The organism is Yaniella soli, from assembly GCF_054782375.1.
In genome coordinates, this window is record NZ_BAAGSP010000028.1 from 1 (window position 1) to 17,230 (window position 17,230).

Annotated in this window: 14 protein-coding genes and 3 tRNA genes; 5 read left to right on the plus strand and 12 right to left on the minus strand. The window is 58.7% G+C overall.

What is annotated here, in order from left to right; translation table 11 throughout:
• Positions 1 to 231 precede the first annotated feature (231 nt).
• The 3 genes from ACYVJT_RS12540 to ACYVJT_RS12550 form a co-directional block, all read right to left on the minus strand.
• Positions 232 to 304 (minus strand) — tRNA-Phe (locus tag ACYVJT_RS12540).
• 55 nt (positions 305 to 359) lie between these two features.
• Positions 360 to 433: transfer RNA gene (locus ACYVJT_RS12545), tRNA-Asp, on the minus strand.
• A 44-nt stretch (positions 434 to 477) separates the two neighbouring features.
• A tRNA-Glu gene (locus tag ACYVJT_RS12550) sits at positions 478 to 550 on the minus strand.
• Between the two features lie 317 nt (positions 551 to 867).
• Between ACYVJT_RS12550 and ACYVJT_RS12555 the strand changes: the two genes are divergently transcribed.
• Together ACYVJT_RS12555 and ACYVJT_RS12560 are read left to right on the plus strand one after the other, a co-directional pair.
• A complete protein-coding gene (locus tag ACYVJT_RS12555; RefSeq protein WP_343956769.1) occupies positions 868 to 1,629 on the plus strand; it encodes a GntR family transcriptional regulator in 762 nt (253 codons plus the stop codon).
• A 295-nt stretch (positions 1,630 to 1,924) separates the two neighbouring features.
• A complete protein-coding gene (locus ACYVJT_RS12560) occupies positions 1,925 to 3,463 on the plus strand; it encodes a C40 family peptidase (protein WP_343956768.1) in 1,539 nt (512 codons plus the stop codon).
• Positions 3,464 to 3,617: 154 nt separating this feature from the next.
• On the opposite strand, the gene ACYVJT_RS12565 is transcribed toward ACYVJT_RS12560, so the two are convergent.
• The 6 genes from ACYVJT_RS12565 to ACYVJT_RS12590 all read right to left on the minus strand — a co-directional run bounded on the left by ACYVJT_RS12565 (position 3,618) and on the right by ACYVJT_RS12590 (position 7,396).
• On the minus strand, positions 3,618 to 4,631 hold the full coding sequence (locus tag ACYVJT_RS12565) for a universal stress protein (RefSeq protein WP_343956767.1): 1,014 nt from the start codon (positions 4,629 to 4,631) through the stop codon (positions 3,618 to 3,620).
• A 95-nt stretch (positions 4,632 to 4,726) separates the two neighbouring features.
• Positions 4,727 to 5,611 carry a spermidine synthase gene (locus tag ACYVJT_RS12570; protein WP_343956766.1) on the minus strand — a complete coding sequence of 295 codons (885 nt, stop codon included), beginning with the start codon at positions 5,609 to 5,611 and terminating at the stop codon, positions 4,727 to 4,729.
• A complete protein-coding gene (locus tag ACYVJT_RS12575; protein WP_343956765.1) occupies positions 5,608 to 6,171 on the minus strand; it encodes a GNAT family N-acetyltransferase in 564 nt (187 codons plus the stop codon). Before ACYVJT_RS12575 ends, ACYVJT_RS12570 begins: the two co-directional genes overlap by 4 nt.
• Entirely contained in the window at positions 6,168 to 6,515 is a 348-nt protein-coding gene (locus ACYVJT_RS12580; protein WP_343956764.1) for a thiamine-binding protein, read from the minus strand. Before ACYVJT_RS12580 ends, ACYVJT_RS12575 begins: the two co-directional genes overlap by 4 nt.
• A 109-nt stretch (positions 6,516 to 6,624) precedes the next feature.
• Positions 6,625 to 7,200 (minus strand): Fic/DOC family protein, encoded by a 576-nt coding sequence (locus ACYVJT_RS12585; RefSeq protein WP_343956763.1) that lies wholly within the window; start codon positions 7,198 to 7,200, stop codon positions 6,625 to 6,627.
• Between the two features lie 22 nt (positions 7,201 to 7,222).
• Complete coding sequence (locus ACYVJT_RS12590) at positions 7,223 to 7,396, minus strand: antitoxin VbhA family protein (protein WP_343956762.1); 174 nt, start codon at positions 7,394 to 7,396, stop codon at positions 7,223 to 7,225.
• A gap of 284 nt (positions 7,397 to 7,680) precedes the next feature.
• On the opposite strand from ACYVJT_RS12590, the gene pta reads away from it, so the two are divergent.
• Both pta and ACYVJT_RS12600 read left to right on the plus strand, forming a co-directional pair.
• Entirely contained in the window at positions 7,681 to 9,753 is a 2,073-nt protein-coding gene (pta, locus tag ACYVJT_RS12595; RefSeq protein ID WP_343956761.1) for a phosphate acetyltransferase, read from the plus strand.
• A 31-nt stretch (positions 9,754 to 9,784) separates the two neighbouring features.
• A complete protein-coding gene (locus tag ACYVJT_RS12600; protein ID WP_343956760.1) occupies positions 9,785 to 10,972 on the plus strand; it encodes an acetate/propionate family kinase in 1,188 nt (395 codons plus the stop codon).
• A 38-nt stretch (positions 10,973 to 11,010) separates the two neighbouring features.
• On the opposite strand, the gene ACYVJT_RS12605 is transcribed toward ACYVJT_RS12600, so the two are convergent.
• Positions 11,011 to 12,435, minus strand: a complete 1,425-nt coding sequence (locus ACYVJT_RS12605) for an HNH endonuclease (RefSeq protein WP_343956759.1) — start codon at positions 12,433 to 12,435, stop codon at positions 11,011 to 11,013.
• Positions 12,436 to 12,881: 446 nt separating this feature from the next.
• A complete protein-coding gene (gene ku, locus ACYVJT_RS12610) occupies positions 12,882 to 13,748 on the minus strand; it encodes a non-homologous end joining protein Ku (protein ID WP_343956758.1) in 867 nt (288 codons plus the stop codon).
• Between the two features lie 107 nt (positions 13,749 to 13,855).
• Here ku and ACYVJT_RS12615 point away from each other — a divergent pair, with 107 nt between their 5' ends.
• Positions 13,856 to 16,363: an ATP-dependent DNA ligase gene (locus ACYVJT_RS12615; protein WP_343956757.1), complete on the plus strand. Its 2,508-nt coding sequence runs from the start codon at positions 13,856 to 13,858 to the stop codon at positions 16,361 to 16,363.
• Here ACYVJT_RS12615 and ACYVJT_RS12620 read toward each other — a convergent pair.
• Positions 16,353 to 17,228 (minus strand): hypothetical protein, encoded by an 876-nt coding sequence (locus ACYVJT_RS12620; RefSeq protein WP_343956756.1) that lies wholly within the window; start codon positions 17,226 to 17,228, stop codon positions 16,353 to 16,355. The genes ACYVJT_RS12615 and ACYVJT_RS12620 overlap by 11 nt on opposite strands.
• Positions 17,229 to 17,230 lie beyond the last annotated feature (2 nt).

The window sequence follows — 17,230 nt, forward strand, 5'->3', positions numbered from 1 at the left end:
GCATTCAGCACCCAAGACGGCAACGGAATCCAACAAGGATGGGGCGGACGAACACGCTGACACGCCGTAAAAAAGCACACGTTTTGTCCATTAACCCTCGTTTCTTCATATGAGGACTAACATCTACGATCTATCCCACCCCTTGCATGCCGACTATGACAACCCGTCAGCCCCGGAGGGAGGAGTTAAAGAGAAGAACCCCCGCGATGTAGAAGCTACGCGAGGGTTCCGTGGTCCCGACCGGCGTCGATCCGGTGACCTTTCGATTTTCAGTCGAACGCTCTACCGACTGAGCTACAGGACCATATCTTGAGTTACTGGACAAAAAGCCCGTCCACATGGACAGGCTCTCACATCCGCGACCCTGACGGGACTTGAACCCGCGACCTCCGCCGTGACAGGGCGGCGCGCTAACCAACTGCGCTACAGGGCCAATGAAAACACCAAAGTGCTCCCAAAAGCCATTCACATGACTTGTACCCCCAACGGGATTCGAACCCGTGCCGCCGCCGTGAAAGGGCGGTGTCCTAGGCCACTAGACGATGGGGGCCGGACTATCGCGAAGCTTTTCAGCTCATCGGTGCGATCGACCTAGATCATCATAGACCTATCGCATCATCAAATGCAAATTGCAGCACTGGCTTTCTCCGCGGATTTCGCCACCTCACTTCTAGATACTGCACGCCATTGGCGTCATTTCCTTGGACCGGCAGAGGATGAGAACCACCAAATCTACCAGTCAGACCACGAGACGTAGACAGAAAGCCGAGGAATATCGACCGATACATCAGATACAGACAGAAACAGTTTTCCAGTGATATTGTGAGATTTGGCACTGTTAATCCCATACATTTACCGGGAGATCAGATGGATAAGCCTGTGATGCCAGAGCTTTCTGCATATGACAGCGATGATGGACACGCTCACGCGCATACGCCCACCAGAATTGCGTCCTCCTTGCGCGAGTTGATCTGCAAAGGAAACCTCCGGCCTGGCACAAAACTTTCAGAAGAAACGATCGCAGCAGAGTTCGAAGTGTCGCGAAATACGCTACGGGAGGCTTTCACCGTTCTGGCCGGCGAAAACTTAGTCTATAAAGTCCCGAATCGCGGGGTATTCGTCATCGATCCGGGGCTTCATGATGTCCGTGAGATCTATCAGACACGACGCTTCCTGGAACCCTCGGCCATCCTCTGGGGCCAACTCACCGGAGACCTTACCGATATTTTCGAGCACATTGCAGATCAGACCAGACGAGGCGCAGCGCAGGAAAACGTTGAGGCACTCGCAGTCGCAGACCGTAGATTCCACATGGCGACGGTGGCGCTGGCTGGCTCAGAAAGCATGACCCAAACGATTGATCGCCTGCTGACCCAACTCCACTTGGCATTCCATGCCCTCAAAATTCGTCCGACTATCCATGACGCATTTGCCCAGCAGAACCTGGCCATCATCAACCGCATTTTAACGGGAGAGCGCATCGAAGCCTCGAGGGGATTGCACCGCTACCTTGGACTAGCCGAAAACATGGTCATGGAGCTCGCGAGCCATGACGGCGAGATGATCACGACGAAACACCAGCCGACTCGCGACGTCGTCACGAACGGTCACGATCTGACACCGCATTAGCGTTTCTTTATCACGAAGTAGTCACAGCCAGCGCCTGAAACACCTCGATTTCAGGCGTTGTTTCCTTTAAGTCAAGCACCAACCTCGAGTCTGTGTAACAATTTTATTAATCCCCAATATTGCGCGGATCGTGATGATTGCAGGCGTGTCGCAATAGTTACACTCATGTGGTTTATGTGCCTTCCCGTTGCAAGTGTTGCAGTTGTGACAATAGTGCAGATAAAGTCTCTGTTTGTGGTCGAAATGGTTCACCATGAGCCATAGAACTGGACTAGCCACAGAATGAGGAAGAATCGTGAAATCACGAAGTGTGAAAGGGGCAGCAGCTGGCGTCGCCCTCGTGACGGTCGCAGCAATGTCTGCCACCGCGATGCCACAGATTTTCTCTGAATCCGACACTTTTTTCGCTGGATCCAACGATGCATCTGCACCGTCGTTAACTGAAGTACCTGATCTTCCAGACGAAGAGACTGTTGCCGCAGCCAAAGATAATCCGGATGCCCAAGCAAAGTTGCGTGAAGATCTCAAAGAGATTTTGGATAAGAGCAACCAGCGGTTAGCCGATGCTGAAGGTCAGACTCTTTCGACGAATGAGAAGGCCCGTGAGCTCAACATCGCGGCTGCAGATGCTCGTCGTGACGCTGAGACCGCCTCACAGCAAGCAGAGCTCGCCTCCGCCGATAATGAAGAAGCTCAGGAAAATGCCGGGGAAGCCGCTGCGGACATGTATCGCAACGGTGGCTTGAGTACTGAAGAATTCATGTTGGGCGATGAAGACGCACTGCGTGCCGAGCAGAATGGTCAGCAGGTCGCCGAGGGGCTCACTGGTCAAGCAGGCAATAGCCAATACCAAGACGATGCGCAGAACGCTGTTGCGGACAACGAAGATGACCGCGCACAAGCTGCCAAGGACGCCGCCGAGCAAGCGGAAGCTGAAGCTGAAGCCGAGCAGCAACGCCTGGTCGAGGAAGAAGCCCAGCGCGAGCGCGAAGAGCAAGAAGCTCAGCAGCAGCGCATGGCTGTCGCCGCAGCACTCGAAGAGACCAACTCCGAAGAAACTGTTGAAGACCTCGATGATGAGGTTCGTAGCGAGCGCTTCGAAGAGAACGCCGGTGTCTCCACCGCCTCGAATCAAACATCTCCAACCGATACGTCATCGGTATCTGAAGCTCCGGTAACTCCAACACCGTCAGAGACAGCCACCGAGGAAGAAACAGAGTCCGCGTCGCCATCCGAGACGGCTACACCGTCTCCAACGCCGACCGAGACTTCGACTTCTACGCCGTCGTCAACCCCTAGCTCGACGCCAACGCAGTCCTCGACCCCGTCGTCGACACCGAGTGCTACGCCAACGCAGACAGCTACGCCAACACCGACTCCGACTCGTACGGCAACCCCGACTCCAACGCCTACACCTACCCCAACGCAGACCACGCCTCCCCCGTCATCGGGTGGCAACATGTCTGCTGCGGTCAACTGGGCGGTCAACAAGACCAACGAAGCCGGCACCTCCTATGTATGGGGCGGCAACGGCCCGAAAGGCTATGACTGCTCGGGCTTCACCGTGGCAGCATTCGCCCAGTCCGGCAAGTCCTTGCCACGCCAGTCGAGCGCACAGTTCGGTGCTGCGAAGCAGTACGTGTCGCTGGACAACCTGCAGGCCGGTGACCTTGTGTTCTGGTCGAATAACGGTTCCGGTTCGGGTGTCTATCACGTGGCGATTTACATTGGGAACGGCCAGATCGCGCACGCTCGAAACCCGTCGACCGGTATTTCGATCACGAGCTTGCACTACTCGCCATACAACATGATGAGTGTTGGCGGCCGGTACTGATCACAGATTCCTCCGGGGGTTCGGAGTCCGGGGAAGTTCTCCGGACCCTTGGAGGCCAAAACTAAATACGGCATAAATTTGGGGTGGAAGACCAAGTGGTCTTCCACCCCAAATTTTTTGTCCGGTGACGCTGTGCAGCGACGCGCCCGTGGTGTTATTCGGTGGGCTCCTGATCGATCATCGGACCGTATTCAGCACGATCCTCAAGCCGTGGATCATCGGCGTATGGCACGATCATCACGGGGCCGCGAGCGTGTGAGGCAATACCCTGAGACGTTGAACCAAGCAGTGCGCCGGTGAAACCGCCCAGGCCGCGTGTGCCGACGACCGTGAGCCGCGCGGATTCGGATTCGGCGACCACCGCGTCCACGGGCACACCGTCGATGACCTCGGATTCGATTTCCAATTTCGGGAAGTGGTCTTGGAGCCATGCAACACCAGCGTTGATCTTGTCGCGCAGTTCATCAAACATCGCCCGCTCGTCGACGGTCGACGGTAGCCATTCGACGGCCGAGGAGACCGGCGCCATGGCGGTAATGACGCGCAGACGGCAGGTCGGGACACGGCGTAGGGCTTCTTCAGCGGCACGCAGCATGGCCACCCGGCCCTGTTCGGAGCCATCCGAGGCGACCACGACCGGTGCATTGGTGCCTGCGCGGGAGGCTTCAGCACCGCGGGGTACGAGCACGACCGGGCACTGGGCACGGGCTGGTAAGCCGCGTGAGACCGAGCCGACGAGGAGTCCGAGGAATCCACCCCGACCACGGGGGCCTGCCACGAGCAGTTCGGCGTCATAGGAATAGTCGACCAGCACGCTGGCGGGATCGCCCATTTCCACCGCGGTGCGAATTTCGACATCGGTTTCGCCGAGTTCGGCTGTGGTTGCTTCTAGAATTTGGCGGCAGGATTGTGCCAGCGCGGAGTCTTCGTGGCCACCTGTTGCGGCATCCACGGCCACGGACGGGAAGATCGGCAGCGTATAGGCCGAGACCAGGGTCAGCGGCTCGTTGATGCGTGCCGCTTCTCGAAGCGCCCAGACGGCTGCGGCGAGCGAGCGTTTCGAACCGTCCACACCAACGACAACGCCGTGTTTTTTGTGCGGGGTGTTTTCTGGCAGCTGTTCGTCTGCGTTCACCTTATTGACTGGGTCGTGAAATTGCGCGGTCATGGCAGATCCCTCCTGGCGGTCGGTTCACATCCGTGGATCGGTTGCGAAGGTCCTGAATCCAGTCTACCGCGCAAGTGGGCTGCGTGGCGGTGTCTCTAGACCGGATCGGTCAGCAATAATGGCGTGGTGGATGGAGCGGTTCCGGCGATGAAGTTTGTGGTCGCCGCATTGTATTTTGCCTGGACAGGCAGTGGTTCCGAACGCAGTGCGGCCTCGAAGCCGCCCATGCCGCCGAGCTGTTCTGCGGCCAGTTCGGTTTGGGTGCCGATCATGACGATGTTGCCGCGGCGTCGTCCCTTGAACATGGTCGCATCCGAAATCACTGTGACGTGTTCGAAGGCGTGGGCCAGTGCGGCCGCTTCGGCTCGTGCCGGTTGTAGATTCGGTGGACCACCGTAGTTGATCACGTAGGCGCCGTGGTGACCGACGGCTTGGGCTGCGGTTTCGGCGGCTTCGATACCGGTCAAGTGCCCGGGCGTGATGTGGTTGCCCTGTGCAATGTTGACGAAGACGTCACGAATGATGACGTCCCAGCTGTCGGGCCGCGTCTCGGACAGCACTTGGCCTGCCTCACCGACCCGCATTTTGACGATTGGCGACCGAGGTAGACCGAAGTTTTCGCGCGCCAGTTCGGTGAGCTTGGCATCGTATTCAACGGTGGTGTGGCGGGAATTGGGGTATCGGTCGGCACCCCAGCGGGCAAGGGTCGCTCCCCCACCGCCCAGGTGCATGAACCGCAATCGGGCCTCACGCGGGTACCGAAAACCCAGGGCAATCGCGATCCAGCGCATGTATTCAAACCCCAGCCGCTGAGGTTCATCCGGGATGAGTTGCGAGGACTGCACCCCGTTGACCAGCAGCAGATAGGCTCCCGGTGTAAATGGGTCGGGTTGGATCTCGGCGGTGCCCGAATCGATCTCGTAGATGCCCGGCTCGATGTTGAGTGCCGATTGTTTTTGGTTGCGCCGTTGTTTACTCATCGTCGTACCATCGCCTGTCTTGGCACGCCGCGCCAGGGTTCATCTGGTGGATTCACCGGTTCACCGAGGGATTCGAATCCGGCGTGTTGTAAGTGTGCTTCGACCGCCGGGGCGTCCCCGGAGAGCCACGTGATCGCCGCCTGGTCGGACACCGCTACGTTGAGCAGTTTCTGGCCGATGCCGGTCGCCTCTGCGGCGTCGGAGAGGTAAAAGAAGCGGATCTCTTGGAGGTCAGCCAGCCCGTAGAGCTCGGCCAATTCTTGGGTCTGGTCGCTGAGTTTTGGTGTCGCGTGAATGACGCCGACGAGCCTGCCGCGCAGGTCCTCGGCCAGCCAGATGGTGTCGCCGCGCTTGATGCGGGATTGCCAAAACGTCACCTGCTCATCGATCGTGGCTTCAGCCTTATCGAAGAAGTCGGCATCCTTGAGACCGGCGTACATGTCGCGCCAGATGCGATGCTTGAATTCCACGACGGCCTTCGCATCGGCCATTGCGGCGTCACGAATATAAAACTCCGCACCAGTTTCGGTGGTTTGGGCGCGCTGAAACGGCCAGATCATGCGTCGTCATCCAACAGGTCGTTGACCCGGGTAATTTTGCCGTCGAGCTGATCGGTTTTCGCGTCCCGAATGTCGGCCTTCATCGTGATCGAAATGCGTGCACCATATGGGCTGACGGCCTCAACACAGGACTTAAGCACCGCCATGACCTCGTCCCAGTCACCCTCGATTTCGGTGAACATGGACGACAGGCGGTGCGGGAGGCCGGATTCGCGTACGACTTTAACCGCGGCGGCAACGGCACGCGCCACCGAACCTGTTGCGGCATCCTCGGTGGAATTGGCGGCAGCGTCGGCACCGAGTTCGCCGACGCCGGAGACTGAGATAGAGAAAGCTAAGATCATGCTTCCCATCGTAAACATGAATAGGCGTCGTCACGAGTATTGGCAAATGCTAAGGTCCGCACTTCACCCATCCAAAATCTGCACCCGAGGCGACGTAGCTGGTACCTGGTTACCCAGAGACTGGCGACAAACATTTGTCTAGCGCCTGGCGTATTGGTCTAAAATCTTCATTTTCCCTGGCGGCTTGACTGGCTTCATTGAGCTCTTCACCATGAATAGGCGCCCAATTCAGGACCCAGCCCGCAGAAAAAGCGACGCGAGCCCAAAAAGTTCTTTGCGTGCGCCCATTTCCCTCACGAAAAGGATGAATGTAGTTCAGTAGATCATAGAATTTTGCAAGTCGATCCACGAAGGCGTCTCGTTGTAGTCCCTTGAGAAAATCTTGTTCAGCAAGATCATTCATGAGATTGCTTATCCCAAGCGGAATACTGATATATGGCGCGAAATGATCTCCATCCCCTAAGCGCATATCTATGACGCGAAATTCTCCGGCCCAATCGTATACATCTTGAAATAGATGTCGGTGCAGTCCTCGAAGTTCCTGCGCATCACGTGTAGGCGCTACGAGGCTGTGATCGTTCAGTTGCACGACTCGGGCGTGAAAGAGATCAGCTTCCGCTTTGCTGAGCTCTTCATACGTGTTAGCCCCGACCAAATTCCTGAGAACAGGATAATCGGGGCTCATCAAATATGGGTCGTGAGCGACGTTATTCGAGACCATATCTTGAACGAGTAATCTTTACGAGCTCATCAGCTGAGATTTCCCCCGCGATATATTGATCTGCATTCGCTTTGTATTCAGAGCTAGCCGTTAATCCCTCTAGATAAACACTATGGTCGGCTTCTTCCACCCACTGTGCCCTTAATGCTGGTGTAGACATATTAACTCCTAGTAGTCTCTGCTCAAGTATACCTTCACCCGGTTGTTAAATCCTGTAAATAACACCGCTTTCTCACATAACTGATCGAGCAGGCTTTCTCACATCAAGTACGAATACTTCACATTATTTACTGCTTGAAGTTACGAAATCGTGATAACCTGATGAGCTGCGAGCCATAGAATTGTGTCCTCGTATCGACGAGTTTCCCATCGTAAACATGTTCGCAGCTGCACGACTATAGTGAGGGGCGGCGCATTCATCGATTGGCATGGAGGGAAACCACGTTGGCCCAAGGCATTTACATCACCACAACCACGGTCCGAGCCGGCAAAACTCTGGTGTCGATGGGGTTGGTCGATGCGCTCAACCGGCGCACGGGCAAGGTCGGGTACTTCCGTCCGATTGTGCCCGGCGATGACGTCGAGGCCGACCCGATGGTGCAGTTGATGCGCGAAAACTACGGGATGAGTGTCGATGCGGCCGCTGGTGGTGTGACCGATGCGTATGCCCGGTCGATGGTGACGTCGGGCCGCCAGGATGACCTGTACGCCGAGCTCGTGGTGGCCTATGAACACGTTGCTGCCAGTGTTGATGCCGTGCTGATCGAAGGCACCGACCTGTTGAATGGCGATTCCGGGTTCGGTCTTGAGATGGATACCGATCTCGCACTGCATTTCAATGCCCCCGTGTTGGCGGTCGTCTCGGCTCAGGGGCTGACTGCCGCTGAAGCCTCGGACGCCGTCGAACTCACGCGCTCCAATCTGCGCGATGCCGGTTCCGAGTTGCTGAGCATCGTGGTCAACCGCGCCGATCCAGCGCTCATCGATGAGATGGCGGTCACCATCAAACCGGGCACCCATCAGCGCAAGGTCTACATCATCCCCGAACTCGAAGAGCTGCGCTACCCGACCGTCGGTGAGGTCGCGACCACGTTGAACTTGGATTTGGTGGCCGGTTCCGAGCAGTTGGACCGCGATGTCTCCGAGGTCAAAGCCGTCTCGATGGAAGGCGGCAACTTCCTGCAGGCGCTCAACGACGGCGCCCTGGTGATCGTCTCGGGCGACCGCTCCGATGCTATTTTGGCCACGCTGGCCGCGGCACGAACCGCCGATTTCCCGGTGCCCGCCGGCATGATTTTGACCAATGGCATCGAACCGAATGCGATGATCCAGCGCCTCTACGCCGATGCCCCGTTCCCGGTGTTCGTTTCTTTTGCCGATACGTTTACGATGGCCGGCCGGGTCGCCGGGGTGCCCTCGAGTCTGTCGGCGGCGCAACCGCGCAAGACCGCCGCCGTCCTGGGCGTCTGGAACCAGCACGTTGATGAAGACGAACTGCTGGGCCGCATCGAATTGGCCCGCCCGTCGGCGATGACGCCGGTGCGCTTTTTGCATCAGCTCACTGCCCGTGCCTCGGCCGATCGCAAACGCATTGTGCTGCCCGAAGGCGAAGACTCCCGCATCCTTCGTGCCGCTGAGATTCTGCGTCGTCGTGGGGTCTGTGACCTGACCATCCTCGGTGACGTCGACACAATTTCCGAGACCGCAGCCAAACACGGCCTGGATTTGGCGGGGATCGACTTGATCAATCCGTTGGAGTCTCCCGACCGGGAGCGCTATGCCCAGGCCTACGCCGAGGCCCGCGCGCATCGCGGTGTTGAGATTGATTTTGCCCGCGAGGCGATGCTCGATGGCGCCTACTTCGGCACGATGATGGTCCAGCAGGGCGATGTCGACGGCATGGTTTCGGGTGCTGCGCACACTACCGCGCACACGATTCGGCCGGCCTTGGAGTTCGTGAAAACCAAACCGGGCACCAAGATTGTGTCGTCGGTATTTTTCATGCTGTTGCCCGACCGTGCGCTGGTCTATGGCGACTGTGCCGTCAACACCAATCCCGATGCCGAGCAGCTAGCCGACATCGCGGTGGCGTCGGCTGAAACTGCCAACCAGTTTGGTGTGGAACCGCGGGTTGCGATGTTGTCCTATTCGACCGGTGATTCCGGTGCGGGTGCTGAAGTCGACAAGGTGCGCGAAGCCACCGGACTGGTCCAAGCCGCGGCACCGCAGCTCAAAGTCGACGGGCCGCTGCAGTACGATGCCGCCGTCTCGGCCTCGGTTGCCGCGTCGAAGATGCCTCAATCACAGGTCGCGGGGAACGCCAGCGTGTTCATCTTCCCTGACCTCAACACGGGCAACAACACCTACAAAGCCGTCCAGCAGTCCGCAGGTGCCGTGGCGGTTGGGCCGGTGCTGCAGGGCCTGAACAAACCGGTCAATGACCTCTCGCGTGGCACGACGGTCGATGACATCGTCAACACGGTGGCCATTACCGCCATCCAGGCGCAGTCCAACTAACACCCACGCTGGGTGACGGAAGAGGTACTCGATGCTCATTTTGGTGATCAACTCTGGTTCGTCGTCGTTGAAGTATCAGCTGCGCGAGCTCAACGTCGACGGCACGGACACCGCCGATCCGATTCAGGCCTCCGGGCTCATCGAACGCATCGGTGTGCGCGGTTCTGGGGTGCCAAATCACACGCAAGCCTTGGACGAGGTAGCCAAAGAACTCGACGAAATTCTGGATGGTCGCACGATCGATGCTGCCGGGCATCGCGTGGTGCATGGCGGCGAACGGTTCAAGGCCCCGGCCCTGGTGGATCCTGAAGTGATTCGCGCCGTGGATCTGTTGGCTCCGTTGGCGCCACTGCATAATCCACCGGCCACCGAGGGACTGCGTGCGATCCGGGACAAGTGGCCCGATATGCCGCAGGTCGTCATTTTTGATACGTCGTTCCACCAGACGATGCCGCCCGAGGCGTGGCAGTATGCGATTCCGGATCGGTGGTATGTCGATCACGGTATTCGTCGCTACGGTTTTCACGGGACCAGCCATGATCTGGTGACGGGCAAGACGGCCGCGTTGCTCGGTGTGGCGCGCGAGGACTTCAACGGCATGGTCTTGCATTTGGGCAATGGTGCCTCGGCGACGGCGATTCGGGGTGGCCGGTCGGTGGATACGTCGATGGGTTATACACCGTTGGCTGGCCTGGTGATGGGCACGCGTTCGGGTGATATTGATCCGTCGATTGTCACACAGTTGATTACGACGCATGGGTACAGCGCCGAAGAGGTTGATTGGGTGCTGAATCACGAGTCTGGGCTGCTTGGGATGACGGGGCATGCTGATATGCGTCAGGTGCTCGAGGCTGCTGATGCTGGGGATCGGTCTTCTAAGCTAGCGTTGGATGCCGCCACCTATCGTTTGGCCAAATACATTGGCTCTTATCACGTGGCGGTTGGTGGTGCCCAGGCGATCGCGTTTACCGCTGGCATTGGCGAGAATTCTGCTCCGTTTCGCGCTAGGGTGCTGGACCGCCTCGAAGTACTGGGCGTGCAATACGATGCCGAGCTCAATACGGTTCGTTCGAATGAGCCCCGAATAATTTCAACTAGAGACTCCGCGATTGCCGTGGCTGTTGTGCCGACCGATGAGGAAATGGCGATCGCTCAGGAGACGTTCCGGGTAGTAGATTCTTCGGGCGCTTGGAACCATGGGACCAACGCCTGGACTTGATTGACCAGACCGAATCACCCAGCCTGCATGGCAGCTGGTTAGGCGGCGATGCGCATGGTGATTTCGGTGTGGTGGTGTCGGTAGTTGTTGGTGTCGAACCGTGGGTTGGGGTCGATATCTGGCGGGCCGTCGTCGGGGTCATCGGGTGGTCCGTGTTCTTCGGGTGGGTCACCGGTATCCGGGGGTTCTTGCGCGCCGATGGGTGGGGTGGTCGTGGTGTATTGGTGACCGGTTGGGGTGATCACGGTCAGCTGCTCAGGGTTGCCTTCGTGGCGCCATCCGGTGGCTTCTTTGGTCTGGTTACAGGCCGCGCAGAGCCCGCTGGCATTATCCCAACTGGTGGGCCCACCGTTGTTGACGGGGGTGATGTGGTCAATCTGCTGAATCGGCGCATCACAATAGGGTGTGCGACACACACCGTCTCGCAGGGTGACCATACGCTTCAATCCTTCGGGGAACGCGCGGCGACGAGACTCCATCCCCACCAGTTGGTGGTTTTCGGGTCTGGTGAATACTCGGCGCAGGAAGATCTCTGCATTGGGGTCAGCAACCCAATCCCTTGCGGTTTCCGCTGGAATCGGGCCGTGGCCGGTCAACCATGCCGGGGCCTGCCCCTCACCAAACAACGCGGCATCAGTCATCACCAACTGCACCTCAGCGGCCACCGCCGGTGCCGTGGTCTGGCCGGTAGCACGCTCGATGAGCAAGTCGGCCATGAGCTGATCACGAGTCCGACGTGGACCCGACGGGTTGGCAGGATCCACAGTGTCACCATCAGCAACCCGACTAGTCGCTGCCTTGTGTAAACAGGCCAGCACGACGACGGCTTGGGGCATCGGCACCAACGCCGAAATATAAGCCATCCCACCGGGTGCGGGACGTACTGATACCCGACGCTGCGACCGAGACCGCTCCTGTCGATCCCGGGCGGTGACCTGGTCGAGTTTCTGGGCCTCACCGCGCACCATGTTGCCTAAGGTTCGGGGCCCCACCCCGTCTAGCCGGTGGGCTATCCGCTCATCAACCATCCGGCGGTGCTTGGTGGAGAGCCATTTGGTTTCTGTGGCGACCACCTGGGCGTGCTCCTCATGAATCACCCCGGCCTCTAGAGCCTGCAGGGTGTGGGGTAAACACCCGACCAATGCGTGGGCGGTGTCTAGGTGGCGTTTGCCACGGGCCGGGGAATCACCCCGGGCCAACCCAACCCCTGAAGCCAGACCTGTACCCCACCGGTCCTTGGGCACACCTGCGGCAGCTTGCTTATTCAACCGGTATTGTTCCAACACCGCAGTGTGTTTGGCCTGAACTGCCGACAGCGCCGATTTGCTGCGTTCTAGCACAGCCAACAACTCAATGGCCTCAGCCTCAGACCCGGCAGGATCCATCTCGACAAGATCCTGACACAAGCCTTCCAAGTCTGCTACCAGTGCCGAGGAACGCTGCACAGTCTGCTCAAGACTCACGAGACACCACTCCTTTCAACACAGGAGACACAGACCAAAGGCTTTCCAAAAACCGGGAGGGACTGGTCGGGATATTGCCCCTATTCTACCGTGCATTGAGGCACATGACAATAGTTCTACATATATTTTTCCTTGCTGTAATGGATTTGGTGTCGGTATATATCACATACAATCGATGCGTGTATGGTGTGTCGCTACTTTTGTGGATAACCTACCAACACACTCAACCACTATCCACAAGCCACTACGGGACTTGGACTGACGAGAATGATTGAGAGGTTGAATCCGCAAAACGAAAATACACGCAAACAGCTCCCGTGCGCGGTGTACGCAGACGGGAGCCATTGACAGATATATTTACCAGATGAGCCTCAGGGCATACCGTCGGTTCAGCGTCAGCAATCCACTCAACCGGAGTGTCCCGAGGCCGATTACCTCAGCTGCGCTCAGCTAGCCTTTTTCTTCGAAGACTTCTTGGAATCTGAAACTTTCGAACCAGACTTTTTGGCACCAGATTTCTTCGACGACCGGGAGTTATCGACGGACTGGCGGAGTGCTTCCATTAAGTCGACGACATCGCCGCCAGAGTCCTCCTCTTCCTCGTCCTCGGGGAAGGCCTCTTCCAGATCCATGCTTTCGCCTTGTTCGATTTTCGTATCGATGAGTTTCTTGAGTTCTTCTTGGTAATCATCGCTGAACTCTTCGGGCATGAAATCATCCGAATAGGATTCGACGAGCTGGGTGGACATCTCGAGTTCCTTGTCTGAAATTTTCGCCCGTGAATTCACACCCTTGAAATCCACCTCACGGATCTCATCGGCCCAACGCAATGTCTGAATCATCAACAGTTTGCCGCGGGTGCGCAGGATCGCCAACCTGGTGCGGGTGCGCAGGGTGATCTTGACGATCGCAGTTTTATCCGTGCTGTCGAGGGTTTTGCGCAACAACAAATACGCTTTCGGGGTTTTCGACGTGGGTTCCAGAAAATATGCACGCTCCAACATGATCGGGTCGATCTGGTCGTTGGGCACGAACTGCAACACATCAATATCGTCGTTATCTTCGGCGGGCAGGGCCTCGAAGTCATCCTTGGTCAGGATCACCCGGTGCTCGCCGTCGTCGTAGGCTTTATCGATGTCGGAATATTCAACACTCTCATCGCACACCTCGCAGTGGCGTTCATAGCGGATGCGGCCACCGTCTTTGTCGTGCACCTGGTGCATATCGACATCGTGGTTTTCGGTGGCCGAGTACAGCTTCACGGGAACGTTTACCAGCCCGAAGGCAATGGACCCTTTCCAGATTGCTCTCATGGCGCCATTAAAGCTGCCGTACCTACTCTTTGGCTAGGGTCCTGACGTCCTAGAGCTCTCGTGTGGGCCCGCGGGCTCAGGTAGCATGCACGGCACAGGAGGTGTCCATGTCTTCCAAGGAACAGAAAGTCTCCGTCGACGGCCACCGGTTGACGCTAACGAATCTCGACAAGGTCTACTACCCCGAAACCGGCACGACCAAGGGCGAAGTGCTCGACTACTATGCCCGCATCGCACCCTATTTCATCCCCCATGCGACCGATCGCCTGGCGACACGCAAGCGCTGGGTCGATGGGGTTGGCACGCCCGATGAGCCAGGCCAGGTGTTCTTCGAAAAAGATCTCCCCGACCATGCGCCCTCCTGGATCGCCACGCGGTCGATCAAGCATTCGACGGGGCGCAAGCGCTACCCGCTGATCCAGGATGCCGCGACCCTGACCTATCTCGCCCAGTTGGCGTCACTGGAATTGCATATTCCGCAGTGGCGGGTGCGACCCGGTTCTAAGGATCCCGGCACGATTACGTCCGATGATCGCTACCCGGATCGGATGGTGTTCGACCTCGACCCCGGTGAGGGCCGCGAACTCGCCGACTGTGTGGAGGTGGCCCACATGGTGCGCGAGTTACTCAACGGCATGGGCCTCGACGTCTACCCGCTGACGAGTGGATCCAAGGGCATCCACCTGTATGCACCCCTAGATGGCACGGCAACCTCCCAGCAGGCCTCCGACGTCGCCCGCGAGCTCGCGCGCAGTCTGGCAACCGATCATCCAGAGTTGATCGTGTCGAACATGAAGAAGTCATTGCGCAAGAACAAGGTGTTTATCGACTGGTCGCAGAATTCGGCGTCCAAGACGACGGTCGCACCATATTCGCTGCGCGGGCGCTTCACCCCGACCGTGGCCACACCGCGCACCTGGGATGAGCTCGACGACCCGGCACGTGTTGAACACTTACGCTTCGAAGAGGTGTTGGAGCGCGTCGAGGACCTCGGCGATCTGCTCGAACCGCTGGCACACAGCGCGGGCGCCTCTGAGACCTCATCCGCCGAGATGCCCCACGACCGACTCGAGGTCTATCGGTCCAAGCGAGATCCAGACAAAACCTCCGAGCCGATCCCCGAACGTCACGGCACCAGCGGCGACGAATTGACGTTTGTGATTCAAGAACATCACGCGACCGCGTTGCATTGGGATTTTCGGCTCGAATACCGGGGCGTGCTGGCGTCGTGGGCGGTGCCGAAGGGTCCGCCGACGGATCCCAAGCGCAACCATCTGGCGATCCGAACCGAGGATCATCCGATGGAGTATGCGACCTTTGAAGGCACCATCCCCAAGGATGAATACGGGGGCGGCGAGGTGACCATCTGGGATTCGGGTACCTATGAACTCGAGGAATGGGAGGACGGCAAGAAGGTTGTGGCGACGTTGCACGGTCAGCCCGACGGTGGGCTGGGTGGCGTGCGGAAGTTTTCACTGTTCAATACCGGAGACCACGGACCGAATGATGATCCCGACAAAAACTGGATGATCCACCTGATGAAGGACTCGCCGGCTGACTCGTCATCCGAGACTTCCAAGACCGAGAAGACCGACGCTTCTGAGCCGAGCGGTACGTCCGACGAGAACACACCGGCGAAAGCCGAACCGGTGGAGCTCGAGCCCATGCTGGCCACTCTGGGCAACATCGAGACCGTCCATCGCGCTGAAGATGACTGGGCGTTTGAGATGAAGTGGGACGGGGTCCGTGCGATCGCTACCGTCCGTGCGGCAACCGACGACTCCCCCGGCGCGGTGACCCTGACCAGCCGCAACGGCAACGACATGACCGACACCTATCCTGAACTCGCCGAGCTGGCACACTGCGTCGAGACCGATTGTGTGCTCGATGGCGAAATTGTGGCGCTGGGCGACGGGAATCGTCCTGATTTTGGCCGGCTGCAGCGCCGGATGAAACTCACCAAGCCCCGTGACGTCGAACGTGAGCGTGCCAAAACTCCGGTGTATCTGATGGTGTTCGACGTACTGCACCACGATGACGAGTCGTTGTTGCGCACCGAGTATGAGCAACGCCGCGAGCAGCTGATCGATATCGTGACCGAGGGCGAGCACATGTATGTGCCGATCGCGTTCGAGGGCACCCTCGATGAGGCGATGGATTCGAGTCGAGATCTCAAACTCGAGGGGATCATGGCCAAGCGACGCGACAGCGTGTATTTGGCCGGGCGCCGCACCAAAACCTGGTTGAAACTCAAGCACTCCTCGACCCGCGATGTGCTCATCGTCGGCTGGCGCACCGGCAATGGCGAACGCGCCGAGACCTTCGCGTCGCTGCTGCTGGCGGCTCACGGCGACGACGGACTGGTCTACATGGGCCGGGTGGGCACCGGGTTTGATGACCACCAGCTGCAATCCTTACGACACCAGCTCGATCAACGCGCCCGCAAGACTCCGCCGGTCGAGGTTCCGTCCGCCGAGGCACGCGATGCCAACTGGGTGACCCCGAACCTCGTGGGCGAAGTCGAGTTCGGCGGGCTCACTGAAGCCGGCCGCCTCCGTCATCCGGTGTGGCGCGGGCTGCGTGACGACATCGACGCCGACGACGTCATTCTGTAACGCTGGACGATTCGATCGCGGCCTTCTCCTCGGCGGCTTTGAGCTGACGTTGCTGTTTGGCTTTCCGCGGCGCATTGAGCTCAGCAAACAGCTCGGGCAGGTGATGCCATTGCGGCAGATTGCCGAACGTCTCGTGGGTTTGGATGACCACTTGGCGGGCCAGATTGCGGTTCGCGAGACCACCAATCCCTGCCCCGATACCAAATGGGACCATCCGACCCATCCAGCGCACGGCCTCGCCCTTCACCAACGTGGTCATGAAACGACGCGACAAGGCGCTAAAAGCGCGTTCGGTCAGCCCGGTAATGCCCGAGGCGATCCAGGCGGCAGGCCCCAGGGTGCCATAGCGGGTGCCCGGCTGACCAGAAGAGGCCTGCTTGAGCAGTTCGCGGCCGTCCTCACCCAGCATGATGGTCATCACCAGCGCCTGGGATTCCTTATCGTTGTTGGTGTGCAGCCCGGCCAGCTCGGCGATGGACTGAGCGTAGAGCGCGGTGAGTTCCAAAAACCCTACGGCCGCACCAGCTGACGCGCCCAAACTGGCGGCGGTGCCGATGCCGGGGACCGCACCCACACCACCGGCGGCCGCACCCGCGGTGGTCAGTGACCGAACATAATACCGTCCGATCCGCTGGGCGAGTTCATCGGGCGAATCATGCGGATATTTTTTGGTCAGACGCCGCAGATTCGAAATGACCAGTGGACGCTGCCACCGCATGGCTGCCAGCACACCGCGCTGGAATGCCGGGGTGGGCCGGCCCTGTGAATCCACGGCTTTACCGAGCACTTTTTGAGCGCGTTTGGCGGCCTTATCGCCGCGGGCACCTTTGGACGGTTTGTGGGATGTGTCGTTGTTCTTGGGCATGG